This is a genomic window from Alcanivorax sp. HI0044 (genome assembly GCF_001634945.1).
This window is the reverse complement of the sequence record NZ_LWEZ01001472.1, coordinates 1-23,045: the sequence shown is the minus strand read 5'-3', so window position 1 is coordinate 23,045 and position 23,045 is coordinate 1. Positions and strand designations below refer to the sequence as shown.

The 23,045-nt window shown below is 59.2% G+C and carries 26 protein-coding genes; 7 read left to right on the top strand and 19 right to left on the bottom strand.

From position 1 onward, the window contains the following. Positions 1–28: 28 nt before the first annotated feature. From glnL to A3730_RS22230, 5 genes are all read right to left on the bottom strand, one after another. Positions 29–1,135 (bottom strand): nitrogen regulation protein NR(II), encoded by a 1,107-nt coding sequence (glnL, locus tag A3730_RS22250; protein ID WP_063538962.1) that lies wholly within the window; start codon positions 1,133–1,135, stop codon positions 29–31. A 141-nt stretch (positions 1,136–1,276) separates the two neighbouring features. Further along, complete coding sequence (locus A3730_RS22245) at positions 1,277–2,038, bottom strand: DUF4124 domain-containing protein (protein WP_063518711.1); 762 nt, start codon at positions 2,036–2,038, stop codon at positions 1,277–1,279. A gap of 145 nt (positions 2,039–2,183) precedes the next feature. Beyond that, complete coding sequence (glnA, locus tag A3730_RS22240; RefSeq protein ID WP_063518710.1) at positions 2,184–3,590, bottom strand: glutamate--ammonia ligase; 1,407 nt, start codon at positions 3,588–3,590, stop codon at positions 2,184–2,186. A gap of 229 nt (positions 3,591–3,819) precedes the next feature. Continuing rightward, positions 3,820–4,071, bottom strand: a complete 252-nt coding sequence (locus tag A3730_RS22235; RefSeq protein ID WP_063518709.1) for a sulfurtransferase TusA family protein — start codon at positions 4,069–4,071, stop codon at positions 3,820–3,822. 7 nt (positions 4,072–4,078) lie between these two features. Beyond that, complete coding sequence (locus tag A3730_RS22230) at positions 4,079–5,164, bottom strand: tRNA (5-methylaminomethyl-2-thiouridylate)-methyltransferase (RefSeq protein WP_063518708.1); 1,086 nt, start codon at positions 5,162–5,164, stop codon at positions 4,079–4,081. A gap of 170 nt (positions 5,165–5,334) precedes the next feature. Between A3730_RS22230 and A3730_RS22225 the strand changes: the two genes are divergently transcribed. Next, positions 5,335–6,282, top strand: coding sequence for a metallophosphoesterase (locus tag A3730_RS22225; RefSeq protein ID WP_063518707.1), 948 nt, complete (start codon positions 5,335–5,337; stop codon positions 6,280–6,282). Between the two features lie 48 nt (positions 6,283–6,330). Here the strand turns inward: A3730_RS22225 and A3730_RS22220 are convergent, their stop codons facing one another. The 3 genes from A3730_RS22220 to A3730_RS22210 are packed head-to-tail and all read right to left on the bottom strand — an operon-like array spanning position 6,331 to position 9,469. Next, on the bottom strand, positions 6,331–7,317 hold the full coding sequence (locus A3730_RS22220) for an alpha-L-glutamate ligase-like protein (RefSeq protein ID WP_063518706.1): 987 nt from the start codon (positions 7,315–7,317) through the stop codon (positions 6,331–6,333). Beyond that, positions 7,317–8,852, bottom strand: a complete 1,536-nt coding sequence (locus A3730_RS22215) for an inactive transglutaminase family protein (protein ID WP_063518705.1) — start codon at positions 8,850–8,852, stop codon at positions 7,317–7,319. The genes A3730_RS22220 and A3730_RS22215 overlap by 1 nt, the downstream gene beginning before the upstream one ends. Next, positions 8,852–9,469, bottom strand: coding sequence for a RimK/LysX family protein (locus tag A3730_RS22210; RefSeq protein ID WP_082872494.1), 618 nt, complete (start codon positions 9,467–9,469; stop codon positions 8,852–8,854). The genes A3730_RS22215 and A3730_RS22210 overlap by 1 nt, the downstream gene beginning before the upstream one ends. A 265-nt stretch (positions 9,470–9,734) precedes the next feature. On the opposite strand from A3730_RS22210, the gene typA reads away from it, so the two are divergent. Continuing rightward, entirely contained in the window at positions 9,735–11,543 is a 1,809-nt protein-coding gene (gene typA / locus A3730_RS22205) for a translational GTPase TypA (protein ID WP_063519312.1), read from the top strand. A 408-nt stretch (positions 11,544–11,951) separates the two neighbouring features. On the opposite strand, the gene A3730_RS22200 is transcribed toward typA, so the two are convergent. Both A3730_RS22200 and A3730_RS22195 read right to left on the bottom strand, forming a co-directional pair. Continuing rightward, positions 11,952–12,278: a DUF2007 domain-containing protein gene (locus A3730_RS22200; RefSeq protein ID WP_255364305.1), complete on the bottom strand. Its 327-nt coding sequence runs from the start codon at positions 12,276–12,278 to the stop codon at positions 11,952–11,954. A 22-nt stretch (positions 12,279–12,300) separates the two neighbouring features. Further along, entirely contained in the window at positions 12,301–12,636 is a 336-nt protein-coding gene (locus tag A3730_RS22195) for a DUF4377 domain-containing protein (protein ID WP_197468575.1), read from the bottom strand. Between the two features lie 338 nt (positions 12,637–12,974). On the opposite strand from A3730_RS22195, the gene trmL reads away from it, so the two are divergent. Then, positions 12,975–13,445, top strand: a complete 471-nt coding sequence (trmL, locus tag A3730_RS22190) for a tRNA (uridine(34)/cytosine(34)/5-carboxymethylaminomethyluridine(34)-2'-O)-methyltransferase TrmL (protein ID WP_063519314.1) — start codon at positions 12,975–12,977, stop codon at positions 13,443–13,445. Between the two features lie 151 nt (positions 13,446–13,596). On the opposite strand, the gene secB is transcribed toward trmL, so the two are convergent. From secB to A3730_RS22175, 3 genes are read right to left on the bottom strand one after another with little or no spacing between them, the layout of a single operon-like run. Beyond that, a complete protein-coding gene (gene secB, locus A3730_RS22185; protein ID WP_063519315.1) occupies positions 13,597–14,070 on the bottom strand; it encodes a protein-export chaperone SecB in 474 nt (157 codons plus the stop codon). 12 nt (positions 14,071–14,082) lie between these two features. Beyond that, entirely contained in the window at positions 14,083–14,343 is a 261-nt protein-coding gene (gene grxC / locus A3730_RS22180; RefSeq protein ID WP_007150626.1) for a glutaredoxin 3, read from the bottom strand. A 13-nt stretch (positions 14,344–14,356) separates the two neighbouring features. Continuing rightward, entirely contained in the window at positions 14,357–14,773 is a 417-nt protein-coding gene (locus tag A3730_RS22175; protein WP_063520952.1) for a rhodanese-like domain-containing protein, read from the bottom strand. A gap of 135 nt (positions 14,774–14,908) precedes the next feature. Here A3730_RS22175 and A3730_RS22170 point away from each other — a divergent pair, with 135 nt between their 5' ends. Genes A3730_RS22170 through A3730_RS22160 form a run of 3 tightly spaced genes read left to right on the top strand, consistent with a single transcriptional unit; the run spans position 14,909 to position 18,233 of the window. Further along, positions 14,909–16,084, top strand: a complete 1,176-nt coding sequence (locus A3730_RS22170; RefSeq protein WP_063520951.1) for a murein hydrolase activator EnvC — start codon at positions 14,909–14,911, stop codon at positions 16,082–16,084. 53 nt (positions 16,085–16,137) lie between these two features. Continuing rightward, the gene (locus tag A3730_RS22165; RefSeq protein ID WP_063538960.1) at positions 16,138–17,457 is read left to right on the top strand and encodes a S41 family peptidase; all 1,320 of its coding nucleotides are present in this window, start codon (positions 16,138–16,140) and stop codon (positions 17,455–17,457) included. Next, a complete protein-coding gene (locus tag A3730_RS22160) occupies positions 17,457–18,233 on the top strand; it encodes a divergent polysaccharide deacetylase family protein (protein ID WP_063538958.1) in 777 nt (258 codons plus the stop codon). Before A3730_RS22165 ends, A3730_RS22160 begins: the two co-directional genes overlap by 1 nt. On the opposite strand, the gene A3730_RS22155 is transcribed toward A3730_RS22160, so the two are convergent. The 5 genes from A3730_RS22155 to hisB form a co-directional block, all read right to left on the bottom strand. Continuing rightward, positions 18,218–19,105 (bottom strand): bile acid:sodium symporter family protein, encoded by an 888-nt coding sequence (locus tag A3730_RS22155; protein ID WP_063518764.1) that lies wholly within the window; start codon positions 19,103–19,105, stop codon positions 18,218–18,220. The genes A3730_RS22160 and A3730_RS22155 overlap by 16 nt on opposite strands. A gap of 150 nt (positions 19,106–19,255) precedes the next feature. Next, on the bottom strand, positions 19,256–20,032 hold the full coding sequence (gene hisF / locus A3730_RS22150; protein ID WP_007150815.1) for an imidazole glycerol phosphate synthase subunit HisF: 777 nt from the start codon (positions 20,030–20,032) through the stop codon (positions 19,256–19,258). 16 nt (positions 20,033–20,048) lie between these two features. Then, positions 20,049–20,789 carry a 1-(5-phosphoribosyl)-5-[(5-phosphoribosylamino)methylideneamino]imidazole-4-carboxamide isomerase gene (gene hisA, locus A3730_RS22145; RefSeq protein WP_007148976.1) on the bottom strand — a complete coding sequence of 247 codons (741 nt, stop codon included), beginning with the start codon at positions 20,787–20,789 and terminating at the stop codon, positions 20,049–20,051. Between the two features lie 82 nt (positions 20,790–20,871). Continuing rightward, positions 20,872–21,522 carry an imidazole glycerol phosphate synthase subunit HisH gene (hisH, locus tag A3730_RS22140; RefSeq protein WP_063518763.1) on the bottom strand — a complete coding sequence of 217 codons (651 nt, stop codon included), beginning with the start codon at positions 21,520–21,522 and terminating at the stop codon, positions 20,872–20,874. 23 nt (positions 21,523–21,545) lie between these two features. Continuing rightward, positions 21,546–22,151: an imidazoleglycerol-phosphate dehydratase HisB gene (hisB, locus tag A3730_RS22135; RefSeq protein WP_063518762.1), complete on the bottom strand. Its 606-nt coding sequence runs from the start codon at positions 22,149–22,151 to the stop codon at positions 21,546–21,548. A gap of 100 nt (positions 22,152–22,251) precedes the next feature. Here hisB and A3730_RS22130 point away from each other — a divergent pair, with 100 nt between their 5' ends. Next, the gene (locus A3730_RS22130; protein ID WP_063518761.1) at positions 22,252–22,572 is read left to right on the top strand and encodes a GNAT family N-acetyltransferase; all 321 of its coding nucleotides are present in this window, start codon (positions 22,252–22,254) and stop codon (positions 22,570–22,572) included. Positions 22,573–22,594: 22 nt separating this feature from the next. Here the strand turns inward: A3730_RS22130 and A3730_RS22125 are convergent. Beyond that, the coding region (locus tag A3730_RS22125) for a sensor histidine kinase KdpD (protein WP_197477572.1) at positions 22,595–23,045 on the bottom strand (451 nt) is incomplete at its 5' end.

Genomic DNA, 23,045 nt, shown 5'->3' with positions numbered 1-23,045 from the left:
CGCTCTGTTCAAAGCAGCGCAATTAACGCTATGTCGGTTTCTCTGTTTCATCCAGCTGCTCCATGGGCAGCAGGATGCTAAACACGGTTTCGCCCGGCTGGCTCTCGCACTCAATCAACCCCTGATGCTGGCTGATGATGGACTGTGCAATGGAAAGCCCCAGCCCGGTGCCGCTGGCACGGCCACTGACCATGGGGTAGAACAGGGTTTCCTGCACATCCTCGGCAATGCCCGGGCCGTTATCGATAATGTCCATGCGCAGCACCAAACGGTGACGCTGGGCGCCAATGGTGAACTGGCGCAACACCCGGGTACGCATGGTGATGCGCGGTGCCGGCGTCTTCGATTCCAGCAACGCCTGGGTGGCGTTGCGGATAAGGTTCAGTAATACCTGAATCAGCTGGTCCCGGTCGGCGATCACGTCCGGCAAGCTGATGTCGTAATCGCGCCAGATCGCCACGCCTTTGGGGTATTCCGCCAGCAACAACTGGCGCACATGCTCCAGGCACTCGTGCACATTTACGGCACGGAACTCCGGCGGCTTACGCGGGCCGAGCATACGATCTGCCACCGACCGCAGCCGGTCGGCTTCATCGATAATGACCTTGGTATACTCGGTCAGCTCCGGATCAGGCAGCGCCCGCTCCAACAACTGGGCCGCACCGCGGATGCCACCCAGCGGATTCTTGATTTCATGGGCCACACCCCGCACCAGTGCCCGGGTAGCCTGGTGCGCATGGATCAGTGCTTCTTCACGACTGATCCGCAGCAAGCGATCCAGCGACTGCATTTCCATCAACAGACACAAAGGCTGGCCCGGCTCGTTAATCGGACTGACCGAATAATCCACCATGATTTCATGGCCCGGCGCCACCGACAGCCTCGCTTCGCGCTGGGTGAAGGGGTGCTCATCATCAATGCACTGCTGAATGGCGAGGCGCGCCTCTTCATCATCGAAAAAGTAACCGGGCAGAGGCTGGCCGACGGCGCGGCTGGTACTGGTCGCCAACAGCATTTCCGCCGCCGGGTTCAGGTAGCGCACGCACAGGGCATCGTCCAGCATGATCACTGCGGTACGCAGGTGATCCAGTAGTCGTTTGTGCAACGTAATGTCACCCATCAGAAATTGGCCCATAACAGGGCACAAGCAATTATCAGGCCACCTGTAGATCAGCCCGACAAAGCGGGTATCAGCGGCCTGCAGCACAGGCGTAAAAGCCTGCTATTGATGAGTTTAAAGGGAAGGAAGGGCAGGACGCACCATTAAGGTGCACCATTAGTTGTTGCGGATGCTCCGATTCGGTTTTGCCGGCTTGGCCGCGGTGCCCCGATCTGCACCACCACCCACGCTGGCAGCGCCCCCGGTTGACGCACTGCCACCCACATTGGCCGAGCCACCACGGTCGGCTGCACCACCGACTTGCGCAGCACCACCGTTACTGCCACCACCGGGGAAGTTGCGGAAGTCACTGACCGTGCTGCGGTGAATGTACACTTCCACCGGCTCGGAGGTGATACGGGTTTCGCCATCCTCGCCCACCACTTTCACGATCAGGTTATGCACCCCACGTTCCGGCGCATCCAGCTGCATCGCAGGCTGCTCTGCGCCATTATCCAGCAACACCAGGCTATCACCGGGCTGCAGCCCAGGTTGCAGGTTCACGGACACATACACAGCATCAGTCGGGTTACGCAGTGTGGAGCCGCTTTCCGGGGAGGTAATGGTCAGCGATGTGTACTCCTCCACCGTGGGGTCCGCCGCCTCTTCCTCTGGCGCCGACACCGCCTCCGGCATTTCCACCTTCTTGATTGGCACTGTATTGGTGGTTTTCAGTTTCACTTCCTCGGAGCGGCTGTTCTCTCCAGGCTGATCCGTGAATACCACATTGCCTTTTTCATCGGTGGTCCGGTAAATCTTCGACGCCGGCGCATCAGAAGCCTCTGTCCGGCTGGCCCCGTCTTCCTGTTCCGCGGTGGCCGCCAGGCTTGATCCAGAGATCAACCCCAAGGCAACAACGGCAATCAGCGACTTCTTCATTGTTATCTCCCTATGACTGTCCTTGATTCTGGCCTGACTGCTGCGCCCAGAAAAGGGGTAAGTGCACAAAATAGCACGCTTTTTTTCAGGCAAAAAAAAGCCCCCGACTAGCGGGGGCCTCTTTTCTGCTGCTTCCCGAAGGAAATTAGCAAGAGTAGTACATATCGAACTCAACCGGGTGCGGGGTCATGTTCAGACGCTCGATCTCGCCACGCTTCAACTCGATGTAGCCTTCCAGCATATCCTTGGTGAACACGTCACCTTCGGTCAGGAAGTCCATATCTTCTTCCAGGCAATCCAGCGCCATGGTCAGGGTGTGCGCCACGGTGGGGATGTCTTTCGCTTCTTCAGCCGGCAGGTCGTACAGGTCTTTATCCATGGCATCGCCAGGGTGCATCTTGTTCTTGATGCCGTCCAGGCCAGCCATCAGCAGGGACGCAAAGCACAGGTACGGGTTCGCAGACGGATCAGGGAAGCGAGCCTCAATACGACGGGCCTTGGCGCTGTTCACGAACGGAATCCGGATGGAAGCAGAACGGTTACGGGCAGAATAGGCCAGCATTACCGGGGCTTCAAAGCCGGGCACCAGACGCTTGTAGGCGTTGGTGGAGGCGTTGGTGAAGGCGTTCAGGGCGCGGGCGTGCTTGATGATACCGCCGATGAAATACAGCGCTTCGTCAGACAGGCCAGCATAGCCGTCGCCGGCAAACAGGTTCTTGCCGTCTTTGCCCAGAGACACGTGCACGTGCATACCGGAGCCGTTATCACCGATCAGCGGCTTGGGCATGAAGGTAGCGGTTTTGCCGTAGGCGTGAGCCACGTTGTGTACGCAGTACTTGAGGATCTGTACTTCGTCTGCCTTGGCAGTCAGGGTGTTGGCGCCAACGCCGATTTCACACTGGCCTGCGGTGCCCACTTCGTGGTGATGCACTTCGATGTTCAGGCCCATGGATTCCATGGCAGAACACATTGCGCCACGCAGATCGTGCAGGCTGTCTACCGGCGGAACCGGGAAGTAGCCGCCTTTCACGCCCGGACGGTGACCGATGTTGCCACCTTCAAAATCTTCATGGGATACCCACGCCGCTTCTTCAGAGTGGATGTTGTACATGGAACCCTGCATGTCGGACTTCCACTGCACGGAATCAAATACGAAAAATTCCGGCTCCGGACCAAACAGCGCAGTGTCAGCAATACCGGTGGATTTCAGGTATTCCTCGGCACGACGAGCAACGGAGCGCGGGTCGCGCTCGTAACCTTGCATGGTGTTCGGCTCAAGAATGTCACAACGCAGGTTCAGGGTGGCAACGTCAGTGAACGGGTCCAGTACAGCGGATTCGTCATCCGGCATCATGACCATGTCGGATTCGTTAATGCCTTTCCAGCCAGCGATGGAAGAACCATCGAACATTTTGCCGTCCTGGAAGAAATCTTCATCGATTTCGCCAACCGGAAGGGTTACGTGCTGCTCCTTACCACGGCTATCGGTGAAGCGCAGGTCCACCCATTTCACATCGTTTTCTTTGATCAGTTTGAGGGTCTTAACAGACATTATCTTGCGTCCTCCTAAGGAACAGCGGGTTTGTCTCTGACTCGTCGTACCGCTCTGGGTAAGGGCAGCACAAGGAGCCGGTATTCTCGGCCACTGGGCCAGCTTTGCCAATAGGGAGGCAAATACCGTGCCAGCCCTTTTTTAGCGCATTCTCCGCCTAAATCGCAGAAACCAGGGAAGATGATTCATTTTGGTGCACAGCAACGGTGCACTCAATAAGTGCGAAGCACTAAAACAGTGCACCGTTATCTTCGCCCACTTGCAGCACCACAAAAACTTCGTTGCCCTGCTCGCCCATTTCCAGCACCTCGTGGCCGTTAATTCGGCACCAGGCCGGGATATCGCTCAACGCGCCAGGGTCGGTGCAGACCACTTTCAGCGTATCGCCAGTGGCCAGGGTTCTTACCTTATTCTGGGTCTTGATCACCGGCATGGGGCACAGCAGCCGACGCACATCCAGTTCGTTAAGGGGAGAGGTCATCGTCGAATCAACCCACATTCCAGCTGGCCAGTACCGCATCCGGCTGTGCCGGCGCCACGGTAATCTCCCGGGCGACCCCATCAGGGCTACGCACTTCCAGGGTCACCGTCTCGTCAACCCGCCCCTTGGAGTAACGGGCCACAATGGCAGCCGCCTGCTCCAGCTCCGCCTCGCTGCCAAACTCACCATCCACCAGTGCCAACGGCCCCGGGCAGCTCACCGTAGTAAGGCTGGTGAACTGGTAGCGATAGCCTTCCAGAAAGCGGTTTTCGCCTTCTTCTCGGCTGATGATCAGCTTGTAATGGGGCTGCGGACGCAGGTGACGCCCCACTTTCAGTAGCATGATGTCGTCCAACTCGTAACGGCGCTCGTTGCGAGCCTTCCACAGGTCGGCCAGCTTGTTGGAATAGGATTCATCGGTCAGGAAACAGCAACCGCCGGCGGGCTGGGCAAAGTCATCCAGCCCGAACTTGGCGGCCAGCGCCATCTGCGGCTTGCGATTGCGGCCAGAGAAGTCGTGCAGCTCGTCCCGGTTAACCCAGCCTTCGCGCTCGGGCAGGGTGGGCGGCAGGTTCTGGGCGCACAGCGGGCGCAGCAAGCGGTCATCCGCACCGGACTCCTGGCTGATGATCGGCATGGTCTCCTTGCGCTGGCTCTTCGGGCGCTGACCGATCACTTCACCGGTAACAATAAAATCGAAGCCCCGGTCACCCGCCAGTTCGCGGGCCTTGTTAATCATCAGCGTGGCCTGGTTGACCATGAAGATCTTGCAGTCCAGACAGGGATTCAGGTTCGCGCCATAACCGTGTTTGGGGTTGAGCACCACATCCTTGTACTCCTCGGAGATATCAATGATGTGCATCTTGATGCCCAGCTGCTCCGCGACCCACAAGGCGTTGTTGCGCTTTTCCTTGTCCTTGTCCTTTTTGCGGATGGCATGGGTATGCCCTTCCACGCAGAAGCCGGTGTAGAAGTTAACCCCTTCCACCTCGATGCCCTGCTCCTGCATGACTTTCACCGCCAGCATGGAGTCCAGTCCACCGGACACCAGAGCAATGGCGCGGCGCTTGATTGGTTGGCTTGCCTCTGTCATCGAAAAACCTGCGTTGCTGTGGGGACAGCTCAAAAATTGGGCGGCGCAGTATAGCAATCGCGGGCCCAGGGCGCATCCTCCCGATGGCCGCCGCACCCACCGGCTGTCACTTCACCGTCATGCCGGTCCGCCACACTCGGCCCCCCATGTAATTGAAATTGCTTTGCTTTATGCGCCCAAGACTTCGCTGGCTGCTGATGGCGTCACTGTTTTCCCTGATCGCTGCTTCGCTGGGCTGGTGGTGGCATACCCCCCACGGCCCCTGGCTGGTTCATCAGGAGCCCCTGGCCGGGCAGCGAATCTGCGCTGTGGGAGATGGCGGCTGGGGCAATGCACCGTCCATGGCCATGGGTCAGGCGCTGGTGAACCTGGAATGTGACCAGGTCCGCTACCTGGGCGATCTTGTCTATCCGGATGGCATCACCAGTGCCGACGACCCCTTGCTGGAAAGCCGCTTTCTCACTCCCATGAAACCGGCCATGGACGCGGGCATCCCCTTCTATCTGGTGCTGGGCAACCATGACTGGAAAGGCAGCGGCGAGGCCTGGCTGCAAGTGGCGCGACGCTACCCGCAAGTCCACTTTCCTCACTTCTATTATTTTGAACAATGGCCGGACGCCTGTGCCTTCAGCCTGGAGACCACCTGGTTCGAAAAATGGTATTACTTCCGCCGCCAGAGCAGCTGGCTGGAACAGGCCCAGGATACAGCTCGCCAGCACGGCTGCCGCTTCAGCCTGGGCTTTGCTCACCACCCCATGTTCAGCACCGGCTCCCACGGTGACGCCGGCGAGATGATCAACCTGTCACTCAAGCCCAAACTACTCGGCCACCTGGACTTGCTGGTAGGCGGTCATGACCACGTGCTGTCCGACGAGGGAGAATACCAGGGCACCCGCCAGCTGATTTCCGGGGCCGCCAGCATCAACAACGACCTGGGCCCTCCCAGCAAACAGCAACGCTTCACCCGTGCCACCCACGGCCTGGCCACCATTGATCTGCGAGACGATAGAGGGACAATGCGAGCGGAGTACCGGTTCTACAGTGTGCTGGGCAACCCACAGGACCCATTGATCACACTACTCTGGCAGGGCAACCAACAGGGGGAAGGGATTCGCTGAAGCGGCTTGCAAAGGCAGGAAAGCGACAGGCTTGCCGCTTGCTCACGGTTACTCTTCTTGCGCCGCCACCGGGCCGGCAACCGCAAACTGTTGTTTTGAGAATGCCACACGCTCAGCCACCGGACGGGTTTCGTCTTTCAGGGCCTCAAGCTGCTTCTCGACAATCTGACAACGGCGCAGCAGACCATCGTCCATGGCGATCTGGATATTCAAGCCCGGGCGGGCATTCAGCTCCAGCATCATCGGACCATGCTCATGATCCATCACCAGATCCACCCCCAGATAGCCCAAGCCGGTCAGGTCGTAGCAACGGGCCGCCAGCTCCAGACACTCCTGCCAGTCCGGCACGGTGAGCCCGGCCACCGGGTTCGCAGTATCCGGGTGACGCTCGATTTTCAGATTATGCCAGGTGCCACCCAGAGTGACCCCGGACGCCAGGTCCAGCCCCACGCCAATGGCGCCCTGGTGCAGGTTTGCCTTGCCCTGGGATTGCCGGGTAGGCAGGCGCAGCATGGCGGCTACCGGATACCCCTTGAGCACGATGATGCGGATATCCGGCACCCCCTCGAAACTGATCCGGTTGAACAGTTCGGTGGAACGCACCCGGTATTCGATCAGCGCCTGGTCGCGATGACCGCCCAGGGAATAGATACCGGAAATGATCCCGGAGATATGGTGCTCCAGCTCTTCGGTGGTGATGATGCGCCCGGAGGCGGAGCGGAAATAATCCTCAAAACGATCGGCAATCACCATGATCCCATCGCCGCCAGCGCCTTGTGCGGGCTTGATTACAAAATCCCGGTGCTGCTCCACCACCCGGTGCAGGGTACTGATTCCTTGCTCGGTAGCGATGGTGCCATACATGTGCGGCACCCGGATGCCCGCATCCAGCGCCATCTGCTTGGTCTGGATCTTGTCGTCCACCAGCGGGTACAGGCTGCGCTTGTTATAGCGCAGGATATAATCGCCGTTGCGCTGGTTAATGCCCATCACGCCACGGGCGCGCAAAGCCTTGCGGGTTTTCGACCAGAACATCAGCGCTTATCCCCGTCCACCATGGCACGGAACCGCAACAACTCGGTGAGGCGATAGCCCCGGTAGTGCCCCATCAACACCATGATTGCGGCCAGGCACAGCAACACGCCCGGGAAGGTGAACACGAAATACACCAGCGGCTGCCACACCATCAGCAGATGACAGAAAATGGCTGCTACCAGCGTGCCCAGTGCCACCTTCAATGACTGGGTGCCTCCACGCTCCTCCCAGACGATGGAGGTCCGCTCGATCACCATGGTCAGGATCACCATGGGGAACAGCGCCACCGACAGACCCGAGCCCATGCCCAGCTTGTAGCCCAGCAGGCTGATCAACGCCATGGCAATCACCACAAAGGTCAGCACCACAGAAAGCCGGGGCAATAACTGTAATTTGAGATGCTCAAGATAGGAGCGCACCGACAAGCCGATGGCGGTGATGGAGGTAAACAGCAATACCCCCCAGACTACCTGCGTCTCACGGAACGCCAGGGCGATCAGCACGGGGGTAAATGTCCCCAGGGTTTCCATGCCGATCAGCGAACGGATAAACAGCACCAGCATGACGCCCACCGGAATCATTACCAGAATGCGATACAGTTGCTGGGCAGGTAACGGCAGTTCGTAAAGGGAGAAATCGATAAAACTGCTCACGTCTTTCAGACGCAGGGACTGGGCCAGCTGCAACGCGCTCATTTCATTTTCGTGCACGCTAAAGCTCACGTCCGCAGACTTGCCGCCCTCGATATTCAGCAGCGGCCCTGGGCCGCTCCACCAGACCAGACGATCTTCCGGCAGACCCTGCTGGCCATTGAGCGGATTGAAGTACAGCCATTTCTTGCCGTTGAAGCTGCGCAGCCACAGCTCCGGCTGCTGCTCCTGGCTTTCCGCCAGGCGTAGCGTATGGACTGGCTCGGCCGGGATATGCGCCACCGCCAGCAGCAAATCAATGACATTGGCCCGGTTCTCCGGGCTCACATCGCTGCCCAGCAGCAACTGGACATTATCGTTCTCCAGTTCATTGACCCGCTTGATGGTCTCGCTGATAAAGGTTTCCACATCCGCCGAGTGCTGGCGAATCGGCTCCAGCAGCGCGTCGGCGGCCAGCTTATCCGGGCCATCCAGCGTAGGAGCCGGGCGGAATTGGGGGCCGGGGTCATTTTCCGGGGCATCCGCATAGCGCGGAGTCAGCATGAGGCGGTAATAAAGGTACTGGTTGCCTTCGGCGCGACGGGACGACCAGGTCACCTGCCGGTTGCCCTTCTCCACATTCACGTTCACGCCGTAATTGTTGGAGATAAAGCTTTCATTGAGGGTGGTATAACCCACTCCCAGCGGCGGCACGAACATGCGCACCTTGACGGGCTTGTTGGCCTTGGCCGAGAAAGACACTTGGGCATCGACCACCCACACCGGATCTTTCTCGTCCTGGCTCAGCGGCACATTTTGTACCAGCAACTGGTAAGCAATACTGCCGCCCCCCAACAAAAGCAGGAAAACGGCAAGCAGCCGCGCTTGCAACTTCACAGAACCCATTATAGCGCCTCGGCAGCCTCCATCGTCTCGTCGTCGCTCTCGACAACCTTGTCTTCACTATTGTCTTCACTGGCCTGACAACCGGGTTCGCCCACCGCCATTGATAGCGACGGATCCACCAATGCGCCCAGGCCCTGCAGCGCTTCGGAACCCATCAGCAACGGATAACGAAACTCGCTGCGGTCTGTCAGGTTAACGTCAATCTGTTCCTGGCGCTTGCCCATGCAGACAGTCAGGGTCACCACCGGACGACGGCTATAGTCCCGATCACCCGGCGACACACTCTCTGCCCGTCGCTTGATACGCACATGCCCCGATAAAGGCAGCTCCACATCATCCCATTGTTCCGTGGTAATACCCCAGTCTTCCCGATCATCGCGGTCGATGGCCAGGTCGAATTCGACCATTTCCACGCCATCGCGCTCAAACGTACGGATATAACGGGCGCTCAGGGAGGCTGAACCTGCGCCGGTATCCAGTTTGGCAGGCACGGTAATGCCCAACTCCTTGATATGCACGTTTTCGTGCAAGCCATAGATCATCTTGCCGGAAGACAGATCAGCCATCACCGCAAAGGGCGACAAGACCAACAGCGAAGCAAGGAGTGTACGCATCATAACAACCTGATTGTAAAAGCATTACAGCCCGATCACGGAGCCACCGGCTCAGCCTCTGACCCGCCCCCCGGAAAATGGTTGCGCCATTCTAGGCGATCATCGGGCCTATCGCAGGCTCAACCGTGAAATTTTGAAGTTGTTCACAATTGCCAATCTTACGATAAAGGCTGACCGGCGGGCTATCACCCACACGCTACGCTGCTATAATGCGCGCCCCTGCGAAACCGCTGGCACGGTTTCGCCCACCATATTTGGAGCAACACTAGTGATTGAACGTCTGCGCAATATCGCCATCATCGCCCACGTTGACCACGGCAAGACCACCCTGGTGGACAAGCTGCTGCAACAGTCTGGCACCCTGGGAGATCGCGCCGGCGACATCGAACGGGTCATGGACTCCAACGACCTGGAGAAAGAGCGGGGCATTACCATTCTGTCCAAGAACACCGCCATCCAGTGGAACGACTATCGCATCAACATCGTGGACACCCCTGGCCACGCCGACTTTGGCGGGGAAGTAGAGCGGGTCATGTCCATGGTGGATTCCGTGCTGCTGCTGGTAGACGCAGTGGACGGCCCCATGCCGCAAACCCGCTTCGTGACCCAGAAAGCGTTCGCCGCCGGCCTCAAGCCGATCGTGGTCATCAACAAGATCGACCGCCCCGGTGCCCGCCCGGACTGGGTGATGGATCAGGTTTTCGACCTGTTCGACAACCTGGGCGCCACCGACGAACAGCTGGACTTCCCGGTGATCTATGCCTCCGCCCTGAACGGCATCGCCGGCCTGGAAGCCGACAATCTGGCTGACGACATGACTCCGCTGCTGCAGGCCATCGTCGACAAGGTGGACTACCCGGATGTGGATGCAGAAGGCCCCTTCCAGATGCAGATCTCTTCTCTGGACTACAACAGCTACCTGGGCATCATCGGCATCGGCCGGGTCAAGCGTGGCCAGATCAAGGCCAACAGCCCGGTGAAAGTGATCGGTGCTGACGGCAATGTCCGTAACGGCAAGATTCTCACCATCATGGGCTACCACGGCCTGGAGCGCGTGGATGCCACTCACGCCTCCGCTGGCGAAATCGTCTGCATCACCGGCCTGGATCCGCTGAACATTTCCGACACCCTGTGTGATCCGGCCAATGTGGAAGCGCTGACCCCGCTGAGCGTGGACGAGCCCACCGTCAGCATGTTCTTCCACGTCAACACCTCGCCGTTCGCCGGCCAGGACGGAAAATTTGTCACCAGCCGCCAGATCCGTGAGCGTCTGGAAGCGGAGCTCAAGCACAACGTGGCCCTGCGCGTGGAAGAAACCGGCAGTGCCGACCAGTTCCGCGTCTCCGGCCGTGGCGAACTGCACCTGTCGGTACTGATCGAAAACATGCGTCGCGAAGGCTTCGAGCTGGCCGTAGGCCGCCCGCAGGTGATCATCCGTGAAGAAGACGGCGTCAAGCAGGAACCCTATGAAACCGTGATTGCCGATGTGGAAGAGCAGCATCAGGGTTCCATCATGGAACAGCTGGGTCTTCGCAAGGCGGAGATGACCAACATGGAGCCAGACGGCAAGGGCCGGGTGCGCCTGGAATTCCTGGTGCCCAGCCGTGGTCTGATCGGCTTCCGCAGCCAGTTCCTGACCCTGACTTCAGGCACCGGCATTCTCAACAGCACCTTCAGCCACTACGGCGAGTTCAAGCCCGGCGACATGGCCAAGCGCATCAATGGCGTGCTGGTGTCCATGGTGAAAGGCAAGGTGTTGGGCTTCGCCCTGTTCAACCTGCAGGAACGTGGCCGCATGCTGATCGACCCGAACGTGGATGTGTACGAAGGCCAGATCATCGGCATCCACAGCCGCGGCAACGACCTGGTGGTCAACCCCACCAAGGGCAAGCAGCTGACCAACATGCGCGCCTCCGGCACTGATGAGAACATCGTTCTCACCCCGCCAATCCGCTTCAGCCTGGAACAGGCGCTGGACTTCATCGAAGACGACGAGCTGGTGGAAGTGACCCCCAACTCCCTGCGTATTCGCAAGAAGTTGCTCACCGAAACCGAGCGCAAGCGCGCCGGGCGGTAATTAAGAGAGGCTCCACGCTGTACGCATCAAGCGCCACGCCTAAAAACGTGGCGTTTTTTGTGGCTCGCCGCGCATTAGAGTGGATAACCCGCTTCTCGCCCGCGGATGGGCTTATCGCGAATATCCGGCTTTGCCAAACGCTCAACGCCGGATGCCTGACGTAAACACTTATAGCCGGAGAGGCTTTCGATATTGCGGCATCTTCTTTGAGGGCCATCATTCTGGGAATAACCTGGCAATGCTTTTTGCGCAGAAAGCATGGCGGCCAAGGTTTTCAGCGTTTGAATGCAAGCATCAGTCGTCGGGCATCCGGCGTCCAGCGGTTACCAGCCCAAGGTAATGAGACAAGTCCTGAAGCCTGCTGATCACTCCACTCCGCGATACATCTTTTTTGTGTCCGGTGCACCGTCAACGCAATAACATCAACACCAGCACCGCACCGATCACCAGCCCCACTATCAAACCCGCCATAAATCCCTGCCCGGCCAACGGTGCCACCCCGGCAGTGGACCCACCCTCCTCCTGATCGGCAGGCTGACTGGCCTCGAATTCAGCAATCACCTCCCGGGCCCGCGCCTCATCGTTGGCAGCCACCCACACTGTCGCCAGGCCCGCCGCCGGCAGCTCCCCCATACCGCCCTGCAACATATCACCCTGCACCTGGGCCATGATGCCCACCTGATCCAGCAGGTTGGCCAGCATATGGGCTTCAATCATGTGCCGTGCCTGAAACACACATTTCACCAGCTCATCTCCACTACGGATTTACCGGTTTTTTTTCCACCACTTCCAACAGCGTATAACGCAGGCTGCTGCCATCCGCAGGCGGCGACGCCACCTCTTCGACCTTTACACGCAAGGTGTACTGAAACCCCTCTTCATAGGCAAAGCCTTCTATGTGGTTATAGAACAGCTGCCAGTTGGCGTCGCCCTCTTCCTTCACTCGCAGGCACTCCATGGCTCCAACACCGATACACGCCGTGCCGTAGGGGGCCACATAAAGCAGCTGCCCAGGCTTGTCCTGCGGCGTCGGCTCACCGCAAGCCGCCAATAAAAACAACAACGCCAACATCCCGCGTTTCCACATCATCATCCATGTCCTGTTATTCTTGGTGCATTAGGGAACCTCTGAAAAACTCCTTGCGTACTCAGTCTTTCAGGCTGGTTCGCAATCTAGGCGCGCTTTTGAAGGTGTATGCCCATCCATCGAAAAAGCGCAACAACGAGTGCGGGCCAGCCTGAATGACCCGAAGGGCGTGGCCTGAAGCGCACATCTGCTGCGCCTTGCCTCTCGGAAAGGGAGCCACCCTGACCATCGAGACAAGACGCAACAGCTGCACGCTTCAGGCCACGCTGAGCATGCAAGGAGTTTTTCAGAGGTTCCTTAGTTTTGATCAGTACCACGACCATCCCGCCAAGGCAAAATCCAACATGCTGCATATCGCCCTGTTCGAACCGGAAATTCCGCCCAATACCGGCAACATTATCCGCCTGGTCGCAAATACCGGCGCACAACTGCATCTGATCGAGCCGCTGGGCTTTTCGCTGGAAGAAAAGAAACTGCGCCGTGCCGGCCTCGACTATAACGAGTTTGCCGCGTTAAAGGTGCATCAGGATTTTGCCGCGTTTCAACAAGACGTCGCCGGACAGCGCTTGTTTGCCATGACCACCAAGGGAAGTCGCCCCCATAGCGACGCCTGTTTTCAGGACGGAGACGTGCTGTTATTCGGGCCGGAAACCCGGGGCCTGCCGGACCCCATTCTGGAAAGTCTGCCGCCAGCACAGAGATTGCGTCTGCCCATGGTAGCGGATAGCCGCAGCCTCAATCTCAGCAATGCCGTCGCCGTGACGCTCTACGAGGCATGGCGCCAACTGGGCTACACAGGGGCAGTTGATAATTGACAATTGATAGTTGACAGCTGCGCGAAACAAAATTGTTTTAACCTGAAACGCAAGAGGCCGCACCCAAAGCATGGGCGCGGCCTCTTGCGTTTCAGATGACAACCGACCTCGTACGCGACGCGGTCAACTGTCCACTTTCCACTATCAACTCTTATTGAACGGTCTCGCCCGCTGCCGCAGCATTTTCCTGTTGCTGCTGGCGCTGCTGCTGATACAGCGCATCGAAGTTGATCGGCTGCAGCACCATCTGCGGGAATGACCCCTTGGCCACCAGGTCCGACACCACTTCACGCACATACGGGAACAGCAGGTTCGGACAATACGCGCCGAGCAATTGCGCCCGCTCTTCGCCTTCGATGCCTTTCACGGTAAAGATACCGGCCTGCTTCACTTCCACCAGGTAAAAGGTCTTTTCCTCGGCTTCGTCCTTGGCGGTCACCGTCACGGTGATTTCCACTTCGAACTCATCGCCTTCACCAACGCGACGGGCGCTGTTGTTCAGCTGCACGTTCACCTTGGGTTTCCACTCCTGCAGGAACACGTCCGGTGCACCCGGGCACTCAAAGGAGGTGTCTTTCAGGTAAATACGCTGCAGTTGGAAAACCTGTTGCTGTTCATCAGCCATGTTCTTCTCCTGTTACTGGCCTGCTCCGAGCAGAGCATCGAGCTCCCCCGCCCGCTCCAGAGCAAAAAGTTCATCACAGCCACCGATGGCGTGATCATTAATAAAAATCTGCGGCACCGTCCGGGCGCCGCCGCGCTGCATCATGACTGCACGCTGCTGGGGTTCGCGGTCCACATCGGTATCCTCGAACGCCACATTCTTGCTGTTCAGCAACTGCTTGGCACGCACACAAAACGGGCACCAGGCAGTGGTATACAGCTCGACTTTGGCCATCTCTGCCTCCTGCTTACTCTTTAACCACCGGCAGGCTGGCTGACCGCCAGGCGTTCAGGCCACCCTGAATGCGATACAGGTCGGAAAACCCCTTGGTGCGCAGCTGTCGTCCCAGATGTGAGGCCTTGGCCCCCATATCACAAGTCAGGATGAGGGGTTTGTCCTTGTATTTTTCCAGCTCTGCAATACGATCAAGCGCCTGCCCGGCGGGAATATTGATGCTACCGGCAATATGCCCGGTGCGGAAATCATCGCTGTCGCGCAGATCCACGATCACCGCATCCTTCTGGTTCACCATGTTGGTGGCCAACTGCGGCGTAAGCGACTGGCCGCCGCGGCGGGACTCAAGCACAAAAAACAGTGCCCACAACAGGAAAAAGGCGGACACCAGAATATAATGGTTGCTGGCGAATTCAATCAGATTGCCCATGGAAACCCCGGATCATTAGCGTTGGCTCTAATCGGCGCCTGTGGTGCAGCGCCACCATTCCCTCCGGGAAAGAAAGCCGAAGGAAAATCGGCGCCAAGTATACACATCCCCGGGCCGTTAAGGTAAAACCTCGCCATGACCCGACGATTACTGCTGCTTCTACTGCTTCCGGCCCTGCTCCCTGTTAGCGGGGCAGCGGTTGGTGCCGACAATAACGCGCCCAGCAAAGCCCAGCTGGAGAAGCTTAAATCCCGCATCAGTGAGCTGAGCGATGCCCAGAACCGCGAATTGCGCGAACGTGATTCCGTGCAGGCCAGCCTGCGTGAGGCAGAACTGCGCATCAGCCGGCTGACCCGGGAACAACGGAGCCTGGAAAAAAAGGCCAGCACCGCCCAACAACGCCTCAAAAACCTGGAAGCAGAGCAGGCAGTGCTAGCTGCAGAGAAACGCACCCAACTGGACTGGCTGGGCAAAACCGTGCGCGCCAGCTACCAGGCCGGCCGCCAGGAACGCATCAAATTACTGCTCAACCAGGAGCAGCCCGACCAGATCGCACGCCTGCTGCGTTACCAGGAATATTATCAGCGCGCCCGCAGCAACCGCCTCAAGGCCGTCAACGGCGAGCTTGATGAACTCAAGGCGATTGCCCTGCGAGTAGAGAAGGCTCGCCAGGTTCTGCTGGAAAAGCGCACCGAAGTCCAACGCCATGCGGACAAGCTGCAAACCGCCCAGAAAGAGCGCCAGACCACACTGGCATCGCTGAACCGTTCACTGGATAACAGAGGCAGCAACCTTAACCAGCTCAAGGCAGACCAGCAGCGCTTGCAGAAACTGCTGGAAGACATGCAACGCAGCCTCAATGACATTCCTGCCGATCTGGGTGGCAAGCCCTTCGGCAACCTGGCCGGCAAACTCCCCTGGCCGGTGGAAGCGCGCATTTCCACCGGCTATAACAGCCGCCGCGAAGGCGCGCTGCGCTGGCAAGGCGTCATCTTCAATGCCGCCCCCGGCACCCCGGTCCGGGCGATCCATGCCGGCCGCGTGGTGTTTGCCGACTGGCTACGCGGCTACGGCCTGCTGACCATTGTCGATCACGGCAATGGCTATTTGACTCTCTACGGGTACAACCAGAGCCTGCTGCGCGAAGTCGGCGAGTGGGTGTCCGCCGGTGACAGCCTGGCGCTGGCCGGCAATTCCGGCGGCAACCGGACCAACGGTCTATACTTCGAGATACGCCACCGGGGCAAGGCTGTGAACCCCACACGCTGGTGCAATCAGCGTGTTACACTGCCGCCATTGGCGCAAAATTGACCATGAACTTTGAAACGCGCACACCTTTTTCCTGTGCCCGCCGGGGATCCTGAATGCCAACAACCATCCTGCCCACGCTCCGTTCTGTCGCGCTCACGGGCCTGCTTGCCCTTAGCCCTTTCAGCGCACTCCACGCCCAGGATCCTGCCCTTGATGAGCAGGCTCGCCAGCAAGGCGTACCGGTGGATGAGCTGCGCGCCTTTGCCGAGGTCATGGAGCGTATCCGCGCGGCCTATATTGAAGACGTGGATGATCGCGAACTGCTGGAAGCCGCTATCCGTGGCATGCTCCATGATCTGGACCCGCACTCCAACTACCTGACCCCGGACCAGTTCGACGACCTGCAGGTGACCACCACTGGTGAATTCGGCGGCCTTGGCATCGAAGTCACCATGGAAGACGGCTTCGTCAAAGTAGTGACTCCGGTGGATGACTCCCCGGCCAGCAACGCCGGCATCCTCGCAGGCGACCTGATCCTCAAGATCGACGACACCTTTGTGAAGGGGTTGACCCTGGGCGAAGCCGTCGAGCTGATGCGCGGGGAAATCGGCACCAAAATCGATTTAATGGTCCTTAGCGAAGGCGACGAGAAGCCCCGCCAGGTCAGCCTCGAACGTGACCGCATCCAGACCCACAGCGTGAAATCAAAAATGCTGGAACCGGGCCTGGGCTACCTGCGCATTTCCCAGTTCCAGAACAACACCGGTGACGATGCCCGCAAAGCGCTGGACAAGCTCAACAAGGACAGCCCCCTCAACGGCCTGATTCTCGACCTGCGCAACAACCCCGGCGGCGTACTCAACGGCGCCGTGGAAGTCACCGACCTGTTCCTGGATGCCGGCCTGGTGGTGTACACCCAGGGCCGTGAAAAAGCGAGCCGGAACGACTTTGATGCCAGCGCCGGCGACGCACTCAACGGCAAGCCGCTGGTGGTGCTGGTCAACGGCGGCAGCGCCTCTGCCTCGGAAATTGTGGCCGGCGCCCTGCAAGACCAGGAGCGCGCCATCGTGGTGGGCAACCGCACCTTCGGCAAAGGCTCGGTGCAAACGGTATTGCCACTGAGCAAGGACCGCGCCCTGAAGCTCACCACCGCCCGTTATTACACCCCAAAGGGGCGCTCCATTCAGGCAGAAGGCATTGAACCCGACATTGCCGTGGATGTGGTCACCAAAATCGAAGTACGCGAAGACATGCACCTGCGTGAAGCAGACTTGCCTCGCCATCTGGACAATGAAAACGGCGACAGCGAGAAAGAGAAGAAACGCAGCTCCCTGGCCGAAGACGATTACCCGCTGGCGCAGGCGCTCTCCATTCTCAAAGGCGTCGTCCTCACTCAGCGCCCCGCCCACGCCTCACTGCCCGACCAGCCTTGATGGCTGGCCGGTTACTGGCCCTGGGGTTACTGCTACCAGGGCTGTTGTTGAGCGCCAGCGCCCTGGCCGCACCACGCATTGCCATCATCATTGATGACCTGGGTTACAGCCGCCAGCATGGCCAGGCCATTGTGGATCTGCCCGCGCCGGTCACCTGTGCGGTGATTCCCTTTTCGCCCCATGGCCGACGCCTGGCCGAGCGGGCTAGCCTGGCGGGCAAGGAAGTGCTGGTGCACATGCCCATGGCCGCACAGAGTCATCTGAAACTTGACCGGGGCGGCCTGCAGGACGGCATGGATGAACCTCAGTTACTGAACGCGGTGCGTCAGGCCCTGAGCCAGATTCCCCAGGCTCGCGGCCTGAACAACCATATGGGCAGCGCGCTCACCGAACAGCAACAGCCCATGGGCTGGCTAATGGCCGAACTGAAGGCGCACCAGCTGTTCTTTGTGGACAGCCGCACCAGCAGTCACTCCGTGGCACAGCAGGTGGCCCGGCAGGTAGGGCTATCCCACGCCGGGCGCGATGTCTTTCTGGATAATGAACGCAATCTGGTCAGCATCAATGAGCAGTTCAACCGGCTGATCCGGCTGGCCCGGCAACGCGGCCAGGCGATTGCCATCGGCCACCCGTACCCGGAAACCGTGCACTACCTGCAGCAGGTTCTGCCCTTGATGCAAGACGCCGGCATTGAGGTAGTGCCGGTGTCCATGCTATTGAGCACCCCGCCAGTGACCACAGCCACCACCGGGAGCGACGCTCACGCCGGGTCCTGATCCCGGTTTTTGCCAATACCGGTGAGTTTGGCGTAACCGATCATCAGGAAACCGAAAGCAAACATCAGCACACCGTAAACCGCAGACGGCACAGACATGGCCTCGGAATGCAGCAGAGTCAGGGTCACCATTAGCCCCAGCGTACCGTTCTTGATACCCAGCTCGATGGCCACGGTGAACGCCTGATCACGGCTCAAGCCGATCACCCGGCCCCCCACCATGCCCAGGACAATACCAGCCAGATTGAGAACAATGGCCGATACACCTGCCTGCTTGAACAGCACCAGAGCCTCATCACCCAACTCCACCAGCAATAGTGCAATTACCGCCACCATCACCGCCAACCCCAACAGGCCCACCGCTTTTTCGCCTTTTTCTGCCCAGCCTTGACGAAAGTGGCGGATAGCCATGCCGATAGCCACGGGCAGCAAGATGATCACGAACAGGGTAATGATGGTGCGCATCACCGGCAGTTCCAGGGTCCTGGCGGTGTCCTGAAAACGCTCGAGGGCCCAGCCCGTAAACGCGGGCAGCGTGACAATGGTGATCAGGCTGGCAAGCACCGTCAGCACAATGGACAGGGCCACATCACCGCGCCCCAGATAGACAAACAGATTGGAGGTAGTACCACCCGGGCAGGCGGCAATCACAATAAGCCCCACCGCCAGCGCCGGCGACAGGTCCAGCGCCAGCGCCACACCCAGGGCGATCAGCGGGAGCAAAAGTATCTGGCAGACCAGGCCATAGAAGGTGCCACGCGGGGCAATGACAACTTCGCGGAAATCTTTGGGGGTCAGGGTCATGCCCATCCCCACCATGATCAAAAACAACGATAACGGCAGCCCGATATCAATCAACGCACCTGAACCCATTACAACTCTCCCGTGATTTTTTTATGGTCTTTCAACGGGGGCAGCGCCCCCAAAACCTCGAGAGTAAAACAGGGTTTCATTTATAGCCAGTACGTAGCGGCTAAAGTTGTGACAGGAGGTTAATCCAGCCGAAAGAAGGCTCGGCGACCATCAGCCCAGGCGCATTTCCACGCCGGCTGACTGCATGAATTCCTTGGCCTGCTGCACCGAGTATTCGCCGAAGTGGAAGATCGACGCCGCCAGCACCGCATCGGCGCCGCCCTGCTGCACGCCGTCCACCAGATGCTGCAGATTGCCGACCCCGCCCGAGGCGATCACCGGCACCGGCACCGCATCGGAGATGGCACGGGTCAGCGCGATGTCAAAACCGTTCTTGGTGCCATCACGATCCATGCTGGTCAGCAGGATTTCACCGGCACCGTAATCGGTCATCTTGCGTGCCCACTCCACCGCATCCAGGCCTGTAGGTTTGCGGCCGCCGTGGGTGAAGATTTCCCAGCGGTTGGTGTCGCTTTCCGCGCTGACTTTTTTCGCGTCGATGGCAACCACAATACACTGGGAACCAAACCGCTCCGCCGCTTCACGGACAAACTCCGGGTTATGTACCGCCGCCGAGTTGATCGCCACCTTGTCGGCCCCGGCATTCAGCAGGTTGCGAATATCTTCCAGCGCACGCACGCCGCCACCCACGGTAAGCGGAATAAAGACCTGGCTGGCGATCTGCTCCACCGTGTGCAGGGTGGTATCGCGCTCCTGATGGCTGGCGGTGATATCCAGAAAGGTGATTTCATCGGCGCCGGCATCGTTATAACGCTTGGCAATCTCCACCGGGTCACCGGCATCGCGGATGTCCACGAACTGCACGCCTTTGACCACACGGCCGGCGTCCACATCAAGACAAGGAATAATGCGTTTGGCTAAACCCATAATACGTCCCCGGCGCTCAGGCGCCGCTCAACTCATCGGACAGCGCCTGGCCTTCGGCAAAGTCCAGGGTGTTTTCGTAGATGGCACGTCCGGTAATGGCACCACTGATGCCCTGGTCAGCCACCGCACACAGGTTGCGCACGTCGTCCAGATTGGTAATGCCGCCGGAGGCGATCACCGGAATCGACATGGACTGGGCCAGTCTCACGGTGGCATCCACATTCACGCCCTGCAACATGCCGTCGCGGCTGATATCGGTGTAGACGATGGCGGAGACGCCATCGTTCTCGAACTGTTTCGCCAGATCGATCACATCCACATCGGTCACGTTCGCCCAACCATCGGTAGCCACTTTGCCGTCTTTGGCGTCCAGGCCCACGATGATGTGGCCGGGGAACTGCTCACACATGGCTTTGACGAATGCCGGCTCATTCACCGCCTTGGTACCAATGATCACCCACTGCACTCCCGCGTCCAGGTAGGCCTGAATAATTTCCGGGCTACGAATACCGCCACCAATCTGGATTGGCAGATCCGGGTGGGCCTTGGCAATCGCCTTGACGATCTCGCCATTCACCGGCTCACCGGCAAAGGCGCCATTCAGGTCGACCAGATGCAAACGGCGGGCACCACGCTCCACCCAGTGGCTGGCCACGGCAACCGGGTCATCGGAGAACACGGTGTCGTCTTCCATACGACCCTGCTTCAGGCGAACACATTTTCCGTCTTTCAGGTCGATGGCAGGAATCAAAAGCATAGTGATTTCTCAAACTGGGCTGCCATACAGGAAGGCAACGGATGAAACGGGTTTATCGCTGTCAACTGTCCACTATCAACTGTCAGTTGATCTTAGGTTGCCAGCGCAGAAAATTTTCCAGCAGCGTCAGACCGGCGTCAGCACTTTTTTCCGGGTGGAACTGCACGGCAAACACATTGCCCTGGACAGCCGCAGCAGCAAAAGTCAGGCCGTAGTCGCAACGCCCGGCCACTGCCTCGTCGGGCAGGCCGGTGACGCAGTAACTGTGCACAAAGTAAAAGCGGGCATGGTTGTCGATCCCCGCCCACATGGGGTGCGCCATGCCCTGCTGTACCTGGTTCCAGCCCATGTGCGGCACTTTCAAACGGGTGCCGGTATCGCTGAACAGCTCACCGAAAAACGTGACTTGCCCGTCGAAAATACCCAGGCAATCCACGCCGTTATTTTCTTCACTGCGGGCCATCATCGCCTGCATGCCGACGCAAATCCCCAGCAATGGCTTGCCGGCTTTCGCCACATCCCGAATCGCCTGATCCAGGCCCGTGTCTTTCAGAACGGCGATGCAGTCACGAATGGCGCCCACACCGGGAAAGACCACCCGGTCCGCCGCGCGGACCTGATCCGGGTCGCCGGTGATGATGATGGTCTGGCCATTGGCGACCTTTTCCAGCGCCTTGCCTGCGGAGTGCAGGTTACCCATGCCGTAATCAATAACGGCAACGACTTCACTCATATTCGGGAGCCTGTGCTGTACGGTTACTCGCTTTCGCTGAGGGTACCCTTGGTAGACGGGGTAATACCGTCCATGCGCGGGTCCGGCTCCACCGCCATACGGAGCGCGCGGCCAAAGGCCTTGAACACGGTCTCAGCCTGGTGGTGCGCATTCTTGCCGCGCAGGTTATCGATATGCAGGGTAATCATGGCGTGGTTCACGAAGCCCTGGAAAAACTCATAGAACAGGTCCACGTCGAAGCCACCGATGCTGCCCCGGGTGAAATCCACAAACATTTCCAGGCCCGGACGGCCGGACAGGTCCAGCACTACCCGTGACAGGGCTTCGTCCAGAGGCACATAGGCGTGACCGTAACGGCGCACCCCTTTCTTGTCACCGATGGCCTTGGCGAAGGCCTGACCCAGCGTGATGCCGATATCTTCCACCGTATGGTGGGCATCGATGTGCAGATCACCCTTGGCCTTGATATCCAGATCGACCAAACCATGACGTGCCACCTGATCGAGCATGTGCTCGAGGAACGGCAATCCGGTATCCAGTTTGCACTGACCGGTGCCATCCAGACTGATGGTGGCTTGAATCTGAGTTTCCAGGGTGTTGCGCTCTACGGTAGCGCTTCGCTTGCTCATCTATACCTCCCAGGCATTGGACCGGCTATTATACGCAGCCTGAGAGCCTGTTGACACCATTGCAGCAGCACCGACCCCCCAAAACCAGCGGAGTTTCACCATGCCGATCAGCGTTCAGGCCCACCCCCTCTCTCAGGAACAATGTCAGGCCTTTGCCAAGGTACTGCGTGATGCCCCGCAATACCGCCAGAAGCTGGCCGATGCGGTGACTGAAGGACAAGGACGACTGTTCGCTGCCCACTTCAATGGCCAGCGCGTGGCTATCGCCCTGATAGAAGAAAACCAGCCGCAGCTGGCCTGGATGGTCGTGCATCCGGCCACTCAGGGGCGCGGCGTGGGCAAGGATTTTCTGCGCCTGATCGGCCAGCAGCTGGGAGAAACGCTCGCCCTGCCAGACCACTGCCAGGGAACCTCTGAATAACGCCTTACATGCTCAGCGTGGCCTATAACTGAGCCAGTGGCAGCCGGATATGCAGCGCAAAGCCCCGCCCGGGGCCAGCGCTTTGTGCCCACAGAGAACCGCCCACCTGCTCAACCATCACCCTCGCCATGGCCAGGGACAGGCCAAAGCCTTCCTCATGGTGACGCGACCCCATCACGAAGAACGGCTCGAGAATGTGCTCCAGCTGATCTGCGGTAGCGCCTTTCCCCTCATCACGGATGCATAGCTCGGCATCGCCCGCCGGCACATCCACCGCGCTGCTGATTTCCACGCTGCCGCCTTCGGCACTGAAGCGCAGGGCATTATCCAGCGCCATGCTCAGCACTTCACGCAACTCCCCTTCACAGGCACGCACCTGCAAATTCGGTGAGATCCGGTTGCGCACCGCCACGCCACAGGCCTCTATCCGCGCCGCCTGGTCACGCAGAATGGCGTCGAGCATCCACATGGGC